The 14522-nt window shown below is 48.0% G+C and carries 16 protein-coding genes; 3 read left to right on the top strand and 13 right to left on the bottom strand.

All coding sequences use genetic code 11. The annotated features are described in order from the left end of the window. Window positions 1-70: 70 nt before the first annotated feature. The 3 genes from BMY78_RS33010 to BMY78_RS28790 all read right to left on the bottom strand — a co-directional run bounded on the left by BMY78_RS33010 (window position 71) and on the right by BMY78_RS28790 (window position 1890). A complete protein-coding gene (locus BMY78_RS33010) occupies window positions 71-244 on the bottom strand; it encodes a hypothetical protein (protein WP_167434840.1) in 174 nt (57 codons plus the stop codon). Window positions 245-489: 245 nt separating this feature from the next. Next, a complete protein-coding gene (gpmA, locus tag BMY78_RS28795; RefSeq protein WP_090904662.1) occupies window positions 490-1233 on the bottom strand; it encodes a 2,3-diphosphoglycerate-dependent phosphoglycerate mutase in 744 nt (247 codons plus the stop codon). Window positions 1234-1305: 72 nt separating this feature from the next. After that, on the bottom strand, window positions 1306-1890 hold the full coding sequence (locus BMY78_RS28790; protein WP_177185907.1) for a DUF420 domain-containing protein: 585 nt from the start codon (window positions 1888-1890) through the stop codon (window positions 1306-1308). Window positions 1891-2266: 376 nt separating this feature from the next. Here BMY78_RS28790 and BMY78_RS28785 point away from each other — a divergent pair, with 376 nt between their 5' ends. Next, window positions 2267-3457 (top strand): cation:proton antiporter, encoded by a 1191-nt coding sequence (locus BMY78_RS28785; RefSeq protein ID WP_090904661.1) that lies wholly within the window; start codon window positions 2267-2269, stop codon window positions 3455-3457. Between the two features lie 141 nt (window positions 3458-3598). Here BMY78_RS28785 and BMY78_RS28780 read toward each other — a convergent pair whose 3' ends face one another. The 10 genes from BMY78_RS28780 to BMY78_RS28735 form a co-directional block, all read right to left on the bottom strand. Then, window positions 3599-4084, bottom strand: a complete 486-nt coding sequence (locus BMY78_RS28780) for a DedA family protein (protein ID WP_053780148.1) — start codon at window positions 4082-4084, stop codon at window positions 3599-3601. A 13-nt stretch (window positions 4085-4097) separates the two neighbouring features. Then, window positions 4098-4643 carry a CDP-diacylglycerol--serine O-phosphatidyltransferase gene (gene pssA, locus BMY78_RS28775; RefSeq protein ID WP_090904660.1) on the bottom strand — a complete coding sequence of 182 codons (546 nt, stop codon included), beginning with the start codon at window positions 4641-4643 and terminating at the stop codon, window positions 4098-4100. A 20-nt stretch (window positions 4644-4663) separates the two neighbouring features. Continuing rightward, window positions 4664-6469 (bottom strand): sensor histidine kinase, encoded by a 1806-nt coding sequence (locus tag BMY78_RS28770; RefSeq protein WP_143067094.1) that lies wholly within the window; start codon window positions 6467-6469, stop codon window positions 4664-4666. Next, complete coding sequence (locus tag BMY78_RS28765) at window positions 6418-7098, bottom strand: response regulator transcription factor (RefSeq protein ID WP_090904658.1); 681 nt, start codon at window positions 7096-7098, stop codon at window positions 6418-6420. Before BMY78_RS28765 ends, BMY78_RS28770 begins: the two co-directional genes overlap by 52 nt. A gap of 243 nt (window positions 7099-7341) precedes the next feature. Next, complete coding sequence (thiD, locus tag BMY78_RS28760) at window positions 7342-8154, bottom strand: bifunctional hydroxymethylpyrimidine kinase/phosphomethylpyrimidine kinase (RefSeq protein WP_063567104.1); 813 nt, start codon at window positions 8152-8154, stop codon at window positions 7342-7344. 104 nt (window positions 8155-8258) lie between these two features. Further along, the gene (locus tag BMY78_RS28755; protein WP_177185906.1) at window positions 8259-8957 is read right to left on the bottom strand and encodes an ABC transporter permease; all 699 of its coding nucleotides are present in this window, start codon (window positions 8955-8957) and stop codon (window positions 8259-8261) included. After that, complete coding sequence (locus tag BMY78_RS28750) at window positions 8950-9873, bottom strand: ABC transporter ATP-binding protein (RefSeq protein WP_090904656.1); 924 nt, start codon at window positions 9871-9873, stop codon at window positions 8950-8952. The genes BMY78_RS28755 and BMY78_RS28750 overlap by 8 nt, the downstream gene beginning before the upstream one ends. 128 nt (window positions 9874-10001) lie before the next feature. Next, window positions 10002-10934 carry a sensor histidine kinase gene (locus BMY78_RS28745; RefSeq protein ID WP_090904655.1) on the bottom strand — a complete coding sequence of 311 codons (933 nt, stop codon included), beginning with the start codon at window positions 10932-10934 and terminating at the stop codon, window positions 10002-10004. Then, window positions 10931-11650: a response regulator transcription factor gene (locus tag BMY78_RS28740; protein ID WP_090904654.1), complete on the bottom strand. Its 720-nt coding sequence runs from the start codon at window positions 11648-11650 to the stop codon at window positions 10931-10933. The genes BMY78_RS28745 and BMY78_RS28740 overlap by 4 nt, the downstream gene beginning before the upstream one ends. Before the next feature lie 134 nt (window positions 11651-11784). Then, entirely contained in the window at window positions 11785-12627 is an 843-nt protein-coding gene (locus BMY78_RS28735) for a DegV family protein (protein ID WP_090904653.1), read from the bottom strand. A gap of 305 nt (window positions 12628-12932) precedes the next feature. Here BMY78_RS28735 and BMY78_RS28730 point away from each other — a divergent pair, with 305 nt between their 5' ends. Together BMY78_RS28730 and BMY78_RS28725 are read left to right on the top strand one after the other, a co-directional pair. Next, entirely contained in the window at window positions 12933-13709 is a 777-nt protein-coding gene (locus BMY78_RS28730) for an ABC transporter permease (protein ID WP_024631448.1), read from the top strand. After that, window positions 13706-14506 carry an ABC transporter permease gene (locus BMY78_RS28725; protein ID WP_090904652.1) on the top strand — a complete coding sequence of 267 codons (801 nt, stop codon included), beginning with the start codon at window positions 13706-13708 and terminating at the stop codon, window positions 14504-14506. Before BMY78_RS28730 ends, BMY78_RS28725 begins: the two co-directional genes overlap by 4 nt. Window positions 14507-14522: the final 16 nt, after the last annotated feature.

Genomic DNA, 14522 nt, shown 5'->3' with positions numbered 1-14522 from the left:
CACACAAAAACCCGGGACTATACCAGCTCCGGGCTTCTCATGCTAATTGACTCCTATATCAACATCTATTTTAAATCACTCGTGAACCTTTTTTGCTTCCATAAGACGGTTTTGAAGATGAACTTGAATTTTTCATCAGTCCTGATACCGTACTGAACAGCTTATCCCTTGCTTGTTTGTTCCTCATCAAGTAAGTCACGCCTGCTCCAATAGCTGTTACAATAATTCCACTTTTTTTAGACATATGTTGTTCCTCCTTCAGGATTAATGTACATCGTGTCTTGCTTGAGATTACCCTGTAGGAGAAAAACGAAACGTCAGATGGAACGCTAAACGCTAAAATTAGAAAACGGCCTATTAAAGCGTAAAAAGATGGCCCCTGAGAATGGGAATTCAGGAGCCATCTCTTAACATACTGTGTACGTTGAACTAATCGTTACGAGTATAAACCTTCGCGGTCAGAACGATCTTCCGATCACTATTATCCGATCAATCGGACGGTGGTGCGACGTGAGTCATTTCCTCATGTTTGTATGTGGAGCCATCGGCAGTCAAGTAGAAATGCCCGATCGGATGCAGATCTTCATCCAGTTCATAGATCAACGGAATGCCTGTCGGGATATTAAGCGCCATTACGTCTGCTTCTGACATTTGGTCCAGATGCATGACAAGTGAACGGAGCGTATTGCCGTGCGCGGAGATCAGTACCCTTTTGCCTGCTGACACAACCGGTTTGATCTCTGCATTCCAATACTCCAGGACCCGCTTCGATGTATCCATCAAATTCTCGGTACGCGGGATGGTGCAGCCCAGCCGCTCATACTTGTCTTGATCCTGAACATAACGCTCATCTGTTTCGTCCAGGGCCGGGGGAGATACGCTAACGGAGCGTCTCCACTCCTTCACCTGCTCCTCACCGTACTTCAGCGCAGTCTGCTGTTTGTTCAGTCCTTGCAGTGCACCATAATGACGTTCGTTCAGCTTCCACGTCTTCGTGATCGGAATCCACATTCGGTCCATCTCATCAAGTGCAATATCCAGTGTTCGAATGGAGCGTTTAAGTACCGAAGCATAAGCGTAGTCAAAATCAAAACCCTGTTCCTTCAGGATTTTTCCCGCTTTACGCGCTTCTCCGTATCCATCGGTCGTCAGATCCACATCCGTCCAACCGGTAAAACGGTTCTCCACGTTCCACATACTCTGTCCATGGCGAATCAATACGACTCTGTACATAAGCGTGAATCCTCCTTCCATGAAACCATTACCCGCAAGGCGAGCCGGATATGCCCATGATTTTTGAAATTATCAATAGTAAGGTGCCATCATCAGATATACAACTACACCCGTTGAACTCACGTAGAGCCAGATTGGCATCGTCCAACGAGCAATTTTACGGTGTTTCTTCAATTGATTCGTCCAGCCCCATACCAGAGTGAACAAAGCAAGCGGAACAATAATGGCTGCCAGTATGCTGTGTGTAATCAGAATGAAGAAATAGATGGAACGAATGATGCCTTCTCCGCCGTATTTGGACGTTTCCGGAGACAAATAGTGGAACGACAGATACGTAACGAGAAATAACAGGGTCGTTGAAAATGCAGCAAGAATGAAACGTTTGTGCAATTTTACATTCCGCTTGATAATGGCAATCAAGGCCGCAAGCAGGAAGATGAAGGTGAAGCTGTTGAACACGGCGTTAAACCGCGGCAGCACGGTAATGTCAAAGGCCACATCGCCTTTGTATCCGATCGACGGTGCAAAGAACAACAATAAAATAATGACATTGGCGATAATGGAAATGGTAATAATAAGACCTGCAAAATTTTTATTACTGGTCGGGGCAATCTGATTGGATTGAATGTTTCGTTCCCCTTTGTCCTGTTTGCCCAATGAAAAATCCTCCTCATATCCTAACTTCTATGTTCTATCTCATTATATCTTGCCATTTCTCGACTGTTAAGTGACAACACTCTGAACAAAAGGCCTCGTCAGGTACCCTTAAAATGCCCACATAAGGCCAATTTCATTAAAAGCACACCTTCACTGGTTTACCCCATCCTGTATTTGTGGTATAATTAATGCAATTAATCAAATACGCGTTGAACTGGAGGAGCCTGTCACCAAGGGCCCTCCTTGTCTTTTTTAAGGCATAAAGCGGCACTATTACAAGCGCCGTTTTATGCCTTTTTTCTGTTCTTGAGGCCTGGAATGATGCGCCCTTGGACTGGTAATCCTATAAACGCTACTGCTGGAGAGGAGTACACCTATGGAATTTATTTTGGTTCTTGCACTTATTTTGATTTTCACCAAGCTGGCTGGTGATTTGTCCGTAAGACTTGGTCAGCCGTCGGTTCTGGGCAAATTGATTGTTGGTGTTATTCTTGGCCCCGCTCTGCTCGGTTGGGTACAACAAAGTGATTTCATCCATTACATGGCTGAAATCGGAGTACTGCTGCTTATGTTCATTGCCGGACTCGAAACGGATCTGGAACAATTGAAGAAAAATTGGAAGGCAGCCTTTGCTGTTGCCGTGGGTGGTATCATTTTACCATTCATCGGGGGATATGGAGCTGCCGCTGCTTTCGGCATGTCGCAGACACACGCTTTATTCTTTGGACTGTTGTTCTGTGCCACTTCGGTCAGCATCTCGGTCCAAACGCTCAAAGACATGAATCAGCTCAGCTCTCGTGAGGGTACAACGATTCTTGGAGCAGCTGTCGTCGATGATGTACTCGTTGTGGTCATCCTCGCAGTCATGATGAGTTTGCTCGGAACAGGCGCAACCGATACTTCAATCTCGCTGCTTATTGGCAAGAAGCTGCTATTCTTTGTAGTGATTATCGCTGCCAGCTGGTTCCTTGTTCCACGCATCATGAAGTGGATGGCACCGCTGAAGGTCACGGAGACCGTTATTACGGCCGGATTAATCATTTGTTTTGGCTTTTCGTACTTTGCCGAGTGGATGGGGGTTGCAGGCATTATCGGGGCTTTTGCGGCAGGTATCGCCATCTCCCAAACGAACTTCAAACATGAGGTCGAAACCAAGCTTGAGCCGATCGCGTACGGGATTTTTGTCCCAGTCTTCTTTGTAAGCATCGGCTTGAATGTAACTTTTGACGGCGTGGGTTCACAGATCTGGTTCATTATCGTCATCAGTCTCATTGCCATTGTAACCAAGCTTCTGGGTGGCGGAGCTGGTGCTCGACTGACTGGATTTGATCGGGCATCCTCTCTGGCTATTGGTTCGGGGATGATCTCCCGGGGGGAGGTCGCTCTTATTATCGCTTCAACCGGACTTGCTTCCGGCTTGCTCGATGCTGAGTATTTCACCAGTGTGGTCATTATGGTTATCGTTACAACGCTGGTTACGCCACCTTTGCTCAAAATCACCTTTGCACGCAAAAAAGGGGGAACTCGTGTTGAAAAAGGGATTGAGGAATCCCATCTAAGCGGGTAAACAAAATTTATAATCAGCTCACCGTGCATATTGCGGTGGGCTTTTCGTTTTTAATGGAGTCAATTAATACATAAACAAAAAAAGACCGCTCCATATACAAGAGGTCTTTATCCTTGCCTGTTCATAACAGGCTGTCCCATTTTAAGTTAACACACCTACGTAAAAGCCGATCGATATAAAGACAACACACCATATAAACGCGCCAATGCTGGAGACAAGCACGTATCGTCCTATGGCCATGCGGCTGATGCCGGAGAAGCAGCACATCAGATGACGAATGCCTGGAATGAAGTAGCCCAGTATGATAGACCAGTACCCGTATTTCAAAAACCAGGACTCCACCCTGCCCAGCCGTTTGGCGTTGACCCCAACCCATTTACCATACTTCTCAACCAGTGGCCGACCGGCCTTCTTGCCAATGGTGTAACTCAGAAGACCACCAGTAAACGCTCCACCAAAACTGACAACGATGGACACCGAATAATTCAGCACCGAGATGGAGGCGAGATAACCGACAAAGGTCATCATCACCTCATCCGGAATAGGCATGCCAATCACGCCAAGAGCCAGCAGTCCGTAAATTGCGAAATAACCGTATTGACCAATAAATTCTCTTGCAAATTCCATACTGACTCGCTCCTTATTTCGGTTCCACAATATCCTTCTCATGGGGGGCTAGCACTTGTTTTAGAGACGGGAATCGGATTTGGCTAACCATTAGACCGGATAATACGATAATGACAAGATAGGCTACACCATGAGTGAAATAAGGACTCCAGAGCGCGAAAAAGGACATAAGACCGCCTGCAAACGTAATCGGCATGCCCACAAAACCATGGCTTGCTGTCTTCTGGCAATTGTAACGGGCAAGACGCAATGCACCACAAACCGGGAATAATGCCGTCAGTGCCATACCCAGCGCATTTACCTCGTTCATGGAGTTCAAATACAGGATCAGCACGGGTGCTGTCCCGAAGGACACAACGTCAGCCAGTGAATCCAGCGCTTTCCCGAATTCACCCTCACAATGCAGCTTGCGGGCTGCAAACCCGTCAAACAGATCAAAGAACATGGCTACCCAGATCATCGTCACGGCCAGTGCAAATTCGCCATGGATAGCCATAATCACAGCCAGCATGCCTGAAGTTAAGTTGCCCAACGTTAGAATGGACGGTAAAGATTTCATAGACTTGACTCCCCTTCGTACTAAGCATTAGGAAAAATAATATAAAAACGGACTCCGTCCGGCGTGTTCTCCACACCATAACTGCATCCATGCAAATCGAGAATCTGCTTCGCGATGGCCAGGCCGAGACCGGTTCCCCCCATTTTGCGATTACGCGAGCGTTCCACACGGTAGAATCTTTCCCAGATGTACTGGCGCTCCGCTTCCGAAATCTGCTCACCCTGATTCTCGATGGAGATTCGAACCTGCCCTTCCGGCCTGCTGATCTCAATCATAATATCGGTCTTAGGGACAGCATGACGTATAGCATTCATCATCATATTATAGATGACTTGCTCCAACTTGCTGCGGTCTCCCTCAACGGTCTGCTCTGTGGTGGAAACCAGTACAACCTCCAGTTCCTTTTCCTTCAGTTGTGGTCCCAGACGACCGGCAATATCTTCAATCATATCTCCAAGAGCCACCGCATCGGTGTTCAGCTTAATCGCTTGGGATTCCAGCCGTACCAGATCCAGCATCTCTTCGACCATCGTTTCCATTTTGACCGCTTCATCGGCAATGATCTCGATGTAACGCTCACGTTTACTCTCACTGACTCCATCTTTCAACCCTTCGGAGTACCCTTTGATGATGCTGATAGGTGTCTTGAGTTCATGGGATGCATCGGCAAAAAACTCCCGCTGACGCTGTTCAATTCGCTGCTTCATCTCCATATCGGTACGCATCTGACTGTTCGCCTGCCTTAGTTCTTCCAAAGTCTGACCCAGTGTCGTTGACAGCGCGTTGAGACTGTTGGATAGACTGCCAATCTCGTCATTGCGGCGGATGGGCGATTTCACTGTAAAATCAAGGGTCGACATCTTTTTGGCAACATGGTTCAGGGCAAGCAACGGCTTGGTGACGATTCGGGACAGAAGCAGTGAAAGGAACACAATCAGCACAAATGCTGCAATACCAAAATACGCATAAAATAGCTGTGTAGCTTCACTCGCCTCCCTCATCTCCTGCAGAGACGTCAGGGAAAAAATGAGCTGCTGCTGGGGGCCGGCGCTGTGCACCGGAGCAATGGTAAGCACATTTCGTACACCGCTCCAGCTGTCGGTCCATTCCTCATTAATCATTTTTCCGTTGGCGAGACGGAGCTGGTCTTCCGTAGATAGTGGGAAGCGGCTATCCAAGGCCTGCACAAGCAAACCCTGTCTCTGGCTCCATGTTCCCAGGTTGGGAAGAACAACGTCCTGCAATGTACCTGACCATTCTTCTACCGGCTCCGTTAACTCCTGAAAATCTTCTGTTCCGCTGACCACAGAGCTCTGATCCTTTATCTTGAGCGGATAGACCATAGGATCATTCATGCCACTTGCCGAGCCTGTAACGGTCAATTGCTGACCATACTTCAAGTGTGAAGCAAGCCATCCTGCGTTCTCGCTGTTGATAAACAACGAAAGCGATATATTTACCTGCTTGCCATCCTCTTGCAGAAGAACAATGTGAAATGGATCATTAACCAGCTTGCCTGTATTCGTCAGGATAACCAGATGCGACTGATTCTGCCGCATGAACTTCCCGGTTTCCTTGGCCAACTGCACATCATTCCAATGTCCAGCGGAGTATTGTTGTTCAAACTTCGTTAATTTCTTCTTAATGCTGCTGATCTTCTGATGCTGGTAAAAGTCAGGGAACCAGACCAGTTGGGCAATCACGGTTGTTCCATATAGAAGAAGCAGAAATCCAGCCATGACCAGAAACAGTTTCATCGTTACACCGTTACGTCTCATGTCTCGGCCTCGAATCGATAACCCGTACCGATAACGGTTCGGATACACTTGGCTTCATCTCCAAGCTTGCTGCGAAGCTTTTTGATATGGGTATCGACCACACGCGAGTCGCCCTCAAAGTCGTATCCCCACACCCGGTTAAGAATGGCATCGCGGGACAGCACAATTCCCTGATTGCGAGTTAGATACAGCAGCAGGTCGTATTCTTTGGGAGCAAGCTCCACTTCGACTCCATCCTTCTCAAGCCGCCGCGCCCAGGGATCGAGTGTTGCGCCTCCAAACCGAATCACGGTCTGCTCCTTGCTAACGGCACCCTCCACCCGCTTCATTAATGTCTCTGCACGTGCCACCAGCACACGAGGACTGAATGGCTTCGTTACATAATCATCCACGCCGAGTTGAAAACCATGGATCTTGTCATCATCTTCCGATCGCGCAGTCAGCATTATAATAGGTACGGTCGACTGGGAACGAATATGCCCACAGAGGGTCCATCCATCCATTTCCGGCATCAGCACATCCAGAATGACCAGATCCACTTCATGCAGTTCCAGCAATTCCAGTGCCTCCACCCCATGTTCTGCTTCAATAACGTTCCATTGTTCTTTTATGAAATAATCGGCCACAATCTCACGAATGCGGCTTTCGTCTTCCACCAGAAGCACTGTTCTGACCATGGCCGACTCTCCTTTTAGCTTTCTGTTGTTAACATAACTATTCCGTGTGTCGTCCGTGTGTCCAGCCATGTTCTGGAATGAACTCCATCTTATATACGATTAATATATACCAGAAGTTACTAAATTCCATACATTTTCGCACAAAAAAGAAGCCGCCAACGAGCAATCCCCTGCTCATTGACAGCTACTTTCGGCTGAGACCACGTTATATCTCCGCGATTACACACTACATGTGCGCACCGCTCAGCGTTGGTTCTCCAGTCGGTGTGCTACATGCAACGTCGGGCCAACAAAGCGGTTGAGCGGGAATCCGCCAGCAATCGCTTTGGTCACGAAGGCTTTACCTTCACGAACAGCCTCTTTCACGGTAAGACCGCGCGCCAAACCTGCGGTAATTGCCGCAGATGTGGTGCAGCCTGCACCGTGTGTATATCCGGAGCCAACAACATCGGCTTCAAACCATTCGTAGTTCGTTCCGTCATAGAGAAGATCCATCGCTTTGCCCGGGTTAATCACGCCTCTGTCCTTGATCAGGACATGTTTCGCCCCATGATCGTGAATGACAGCTGCTGCAGCTTCCATCTGCTCCTTGGAGCGGATCAGTCCACTTTTCGCGAGCTGCGAAGCTTCAAACAGGTTCGGGGTAACCAGATCAGCACCCGGCAACAGGAATTCAATCATTGCTTCTGTATTTTCAGGTTGCAGCACTTCGTCCGTACCTTTGCAGACCATTACCGGATCGATAACGATCTGTGGCAGCCCGCTCCGGCGGATGTGCTTCGCAACCAATTCAATGATGTCTACAGAACCCAGCATCCCTGTCTTCATTGCATCAAAACCGATGCCATCCAGAACGGTGCGCAGTTGAGCCTCGACTACATTTAATTCCACAGGAAAGACCTGGTGATCCCACGTGTCAGGCTCCATAGCCACAACAGTGGTCAGCACAGTCATGCCATACACACCAAGCTCCTGAAAAGTTTTCAAATCTGCTTGAATCCCGGCACCGCCGCTCGTATCCGAACCAGCGATTGTTAATGTTTTTGGAATCGTCATGGTAGTTGCATTCTCCTTCGTCCTTCAGTTGACATTATCCTATCCCTTGTAAGAGCAGATGTCAATGCCATGTGAAGCCATACGGAGTATGGATTCCAAAGGAATCAGTTCACGTCTTTTGTCTCCAGACGAGTCATGGACAGCGAAGCTATCCACAGTCCAATTGCCCCCAGGGTCAGCGGAAGCACAATAAGTGTATTGATGGAGAACATTGGCCCGTTGAATCCTGAACATACTACAGAAACAAGCAGAATGGATGATACCAGTGTAGCCGTGACCGAATGTTTGCGCATCCCAAAGAATAGAGGGATCAGGGCCATGCCCGCAGCGGACAAGGAACTAATGGTGTACTTCAGCAACAGTACCAATGCTTCACGCATCGTCAATGTGTCGGGAATGAAGTCATAGAAGTGGTTTGCCACAACTAACAATGCCCCCATCAGCACATCGGTAAACAAAATCATCATGAAAGTAAAAACAAAGATGATGATCAGTTTGGCTGCAATGATTTTATGGCGCTTGATCGGATAGGTAAACATGACGTTCATTGTTTTATTTCGATACTCACTGATAATCAGTTTCCCTATCAGCGCACCACCAAAAATAATGAATACGGCTCTGGCAAACGTATCTACTAACATGAAGGAAACATCGTAATTTGCAAAAGCGTAATCTTCTGCCCCCTGATCGGTGAATCCAATCATGATGAGAAACAGGATGAGGACGAGATTGGCAATTCCTACCGCTCTGAAATTTCGGGCAAACCGATGTTTGCGCAGTTCCAGCTGGATCAGTTTAAGCAACGTCCCCATCCCCTTTCATTAGGTTCATGAAGTGTTCTTCCAATGAATGTGCCCGTTTGAAAATGGATTCAATCTCAACGCCATGCCCGATCAGCTTGCCTGTCAATTCCGATGGAGCAACGCCTGGATCATAGATGCGTACGGTATGGTCATCGATCAATTTATAATTTTTCAACCCCAGCTGATGTTCCATTACATAGGTCGCTTTACGCGAATCCATCGTTTGCAGCTCAATATACTCGCTGTGGCTCCCGCGAATGCTCTCCATGGATATTTCTTCAACCAGACGCCCATTTCGAATGACCCCAACGGTGTCCGCTACCTGTTCAATTTCCCCAAGGATATGGCTGGAGATTAGCAAGGTAATCCGATATTCGGAACTGAGACGTTTGAACAAATCACGCATCTCCTTGATGCCTAAGGGATCGAGTCCGTTGATCGGTTCATCCAGAATAAGCAGTTCCGGTGTTGTGATAAGCGCACGAGCAATGCCTAAACGCTGTTTCATCCCCAGCGAAAAGTCGCGAACTGGCTTCTTGCCTGTGTCCTTGAGACCTACATTCTCCATCATGTTATCAATGATCTTTTTGTTATAGAATCCCATGTATTCACAATGAAGCTCCAGATTTTCCCTGGCGGACAACTTATCGTAGAAGAAAGGATATTCAATGATGCTGCCCATTCGTTTCAGCAATTCATAAGAAGTAGGGGTGAGCTTTTCACCGAACAACTCAATCTCGCCTACAGTCGGCTTCACCAGGTTGGTGAGCATCTTCATCATTGTTGTTTTCCCCGCTCCATTCGGACCAAGAAACCCGTAAATCTCCCCTTGCTTGATACTCATATTGACGTTTGATACAACCTCTGTCCCTGCATACGTCTTGGTCACACCTATCGTCCGCGCAATATAGGTCATGTTGATATTCTCCTTTACGTTCGTCCCTGACGGGTTCTTATATCTGTATTGTAAAGAGAAAATTCTTCTTTTTTATTAATCAAATCTTACAAAAACCTTAAGCTTAACGGGAAAGTTGCAAAATGCGCCTAACAAGGTTTTAAAGAAACTGAAAATACAGTTCGTACAAAAGGTACACTATGCAGCTCAATACTTCCGCCCATCCGCTCCACCAGCCGCTTCGTAATGGTCAGACCCAGACCGCTGCCCTGATAGAGACGATTACGAGAATCCTCCAAGGTATACATACGTTCAAATACACGGCTGTGCTCCTGTTCAGGAATGCCCTTGCCCCGATCCCAGATGCTAAGAGTCACTTGTTCGCCTATTGAATAGTCGAGTGAAAGGCCAAGTACCTTGCCATCCGCTCCATATTTCATAGCATTAGTAATCAGATTATCCAGCACACGGTCCAGCGCTTCCTCATTGCCTTTCACGAAGACATCACTTTCAGGAATGGACAGCTCCACTTGCAGCCCCAGATTCGTTAACATGTCATAAAAAGAAATCATCTTCAAGCGACACAATTCGCTTACATTGACCCTGGTCAGTACAAGCTCGTTATCCCCGGACTCCAGCTTCGCCAGATCAAAAAAGGAATGAATCAGACGCAACACCTCCTGCGCCTTATCCTGGATTTTGCCGGTCATGATCACGCGTTCCTGATCGGTTAGGGAAGTGCTGTGCAGCAGCGTTTCACTATAACCAAGCACAACCGTAAGCGGCGTCTTCAGATCATGTGAGATATTGGAGAGCATGTTGCGCATCTCCTTCTCCTGATTGGCATAACCCGCCGTAGCCCGATGTGCATGATCCAGTAACTGATTCATGTCCTTAAGGAGCTGGCTGATTTGGGGGTCACTGTTGAAGACAAGCAGCCGCTCAAACGTACCTTTATCTATAATCGCGGTCAATTTCTCATGTATGTAGGTTAGATGGGTACTGCGTTTATGCAGCCTTACGCTCAACAAAATGACGACGAGAGCCAAGATCCCGGTAGAACAGGCCAAGATCAACGTCATGCCGGGTCCACCTCCAGCTTATAACCGATGCCCCACAATGTTTTGATATACCGGGGATTGGACGGGTCAACTTCCAGCTTCTCGCGCAGACGGCGCATATGAACATTAATGATATTTTCGTCGCCGTAATAGTGATCATTCCAGACAGAAGCGTAGATTTGAGCCTTGGTAAATACTTTGCCAGGGTGGGTGACAAACATTTTGAGAATGCCAAATTCCTTGGAAGTAAGCTTTACAGATATGCCATCACGCTCCACCTCATACGTATCCATATCGACCACAAGTCCGCCAATGTGAATGCGCTGTGCCTTCGGAGTAGTTGAAGCTGCAGGCTGTGCGGTATAGTTGGCACGACGAATAGCCGCCTTGATCCGAGCGGTCAGCTCGATCAACGAGAAGGGTTTGCTCAAGTAATCATCCGCGCCGAAGCCAAGGCCGAGGGCTTTGTCCACCTCTCCGTCCTTCGCAGACAGGATGAGCACTGGCACCAGACTGGTGGCACGGATGGTCTGGAGCACTTCCATCCCATTTTTATGTGGCAGCATCAGATCGAGAATGACCAAGTCATAACCTGACGGTGATTGGCTGAATTGACGTTCCGCCTCTAATCCGTCATATGCATAAGAGACGTCATAGCCCTCTTTTTCCAAATAAGGCCCTACCATTTCACTAATAGAGCGATCATCTTCAACAAGCAGCAAGCGATAACCTGACACGATATTCCCTCCAACTTGAACGTTTCCTTTATTACCTCACAGTTTGCATCAATTGGCAATGAAATACGAAAAACCCGGCAGGATCGCCACTTCATGTTTCAAAGTGAACCTCCTGCCAGGTCTCATGTACAACCTTATACCGTCTCGCTTCGTATCCAGCACAGCCCAATCGTTCCCGCCCCTGCATGAATGCCTACCACAGGGATAAAAGGCATAATTTCCGTCTTCAAGCGGGGAAGCAGATCTGCAATCTGCTGTTTGATCGTAACGGCTTCTTCCTGATTGTTCGCATGCATGATGCATACATGCTTCACTTTCCCCATATCCACCTTGAGCACATCCAGCATGCGCTGTTTGGCCCGTTTAAACGTACGAATTTTCTCATTCACAACCACTTTGCCCTCTTCGAATCGAAGCAGCAGATGAATTTTCAACAATTGGCTAAGAATAAGCTGGGTCCCCGACACCCGCCCACTGCGGTGCAAATGCTGAAGACTGGCCGGGATGAGGTAAAAGGACATGTTATCAATTATCTGTTCGATGTGAAGTTTGATTTCGGCGGCTGTATGGCCTTTCTTCTGCCATTCCAGTCCTTGCAAAATCATCTCCCGCAGCGGATACGCGCCTGCTCTGGAATCAATGGCGGTAACCGTCACCCCTGCGATCTCTGCAGCCTGCATTGATGTGTGCAGCGTACCGCTAAGCGCAGTGGAGCAATGAATGGTAATGATCTCATCGTACTGGCCTTTCAACGACTCATACAGTTCAATAAATTCACCAATCGGCGGCTGTGAACTGCTTGCACGTGAAGACCCCTCAAGTTTCTCATAGAACAATTCCGACGAGATGTCTTCTGTCTCCCGATAACATTCCTCTCCAAAAACGATGCGCAGAGGTACAATGTACACATGATTCTGCTCAGCAAATAGCGGATCGAGTGTGCTCGTACTGTCCGTGACCCATGCAATTTTCCTCATTCCAACCTTCTCTCTTGCCGGATTGTTGAAGCTGTATCCTCAATCGTCAGGCACATGCCCGGCGGATTATTTAAAATTTGAATAGTTTATATTGTAAACGTTTGCGTTCTTGCTCCCCAATTATAAAGGAACGGACAAACCGCTGTCTTGTGGCGCATTGTTGAACAGCCTCATTTCTTCCGGTATATGCCAAAAAAATGTCTTGCCTGTGAAGGAATTAATTGGTATGCTGTTGTCCTTCTCTCTTTTTCGCCTTGACTGAAGTGAACGGAACCGCCGTTCAACCAACTTATCGGAGGTGTCACATGCTTTATTTCACTCTGGCTTCCAAAGCCTACTCCCGGAATCTGCAATACCGCGGGGCCCACATGGTACATAACCTGGCAAGCGCTATGTTCGGTTACATGTATGCCTGTCTCTGGATTGGCATCGGGGCCGATCACTCTCTCGGAGAATACGGGACACAGGGGATGATCAGTTACATTGCGTTTACGCAATCCTCGCTCTGGATCTCGGGTTTTCTCACCAATGGACTTGGTATTCCACTCACGGTCAGGACAGGGCAGATCGCGCTTGATCTCATGAGGCCGGTTCATCTGTTTACCCACCTGATGGCACGTGAATGGGGGCAGATTGCCTACCAGTTCGTGTACAAAAGCATTCCGATTTACCTGCTCTTCTCCATCGTATTTTCTCTGCAATGGCCCTCAGAAGCTTCAACCCTGTTATTTGCCGCAATTGGTCTTGCCGGCGCATCCTATTTATCCATCTGTATGAATTACATTATTGGCGCCACCGCGATGTGGACGACGGAGTCCTCCTGGCTGCATTGGGGCAATCACGCCATGATGAATCTGCTCGCTGGTTTCTTCATTCCGCTGGAATGGCTGCCAGACTGGTTGGAACGAATCGCCTGGCTATCTCCCTATCCTTTCCTGCTCTATGTCCCGACCCGAATCTATCTGGGTTATGAAAATGGCTCCTTGTTATGGGGAACCTTGATTTGGTGCGTCCTCATGACATTCGTCTGTCTGGCGATCACCCAGGTACTGCGCCGTAAAGTGGAGGTGCAGGGCGGATGAAAACAACTTCCTGGTTCACTTTATATAAAATGCTCATTCGAACAAGCATCCGCAGTCGGATGCAATACAAGTTCAATTTCGTCATGGCCTCCGTTCTGGCCGCATTGATTCAAATTTCCGAGTTTCTGATGGTTGCTCTGGTGCTGCACAAATTCGGAGCCATTCAAGGCTGGTCCCTTCATGAAATCGGTTACCTCTTCGCGATCATGACCCTATCCAAGACACTATATCGATCGTTTGGCAACGAAGTGCATCATCTCGAAAAATATCTGGTCGGCGGCGAACTCGATCAACTGTTAACCCGTCCGATGCCCGTATTGCTGGCCTTACTGCCACAAAATTTCCGCATCATGGCTGGTGAAGTTTTGCAAGGCGGGTTTATTCTCTGTTGGTCTCTGGCAGGTATGATGCATAGCGGACAGATCGGCTGGACTGTCATCCCCTTCTCTCTGCTCGTTATCCTGACCGGTGCCATTATTCTATTTTCAATCGGGCTTGCCACGGCAACGCTTGGTTTCTGGACCACACGTATTGAGGAACTGCAGACCATCACCGAGGATGCGGCGCGAACAGCTGCCCAATATCCACTGACGTTGTATCCTAAATGGATGTCTGGCATTCTGCTGACCGTAATCCCGGTGGGTTTCGTCAACTATATTCCGTCACTCTATCTGCTTCGCGGCGAACTAGGTGCATGGGTTCTTGGTGCCATTGTCGTTGTGGCCGTCCTGAGTCTGGCCGCAAGTCTGCGTTTCTGGAAATTCGGGTTAACCAAATACCAAAGTACAGGCAGCTAAGGAGGAGAAAATCGAC

The organism is Paenibacillus sp. OK076, assembly GCF_900110055.1.
Lineage (GTDB): Bacteria > Bacillota > Bacilli > Paenibacillales > Paenibacillaceae > Paenibacillus.
Note: the sequence above shows the minus strand (reverse complement) of the source record. Positions and strands in the feature narration are given on the sequence as shown.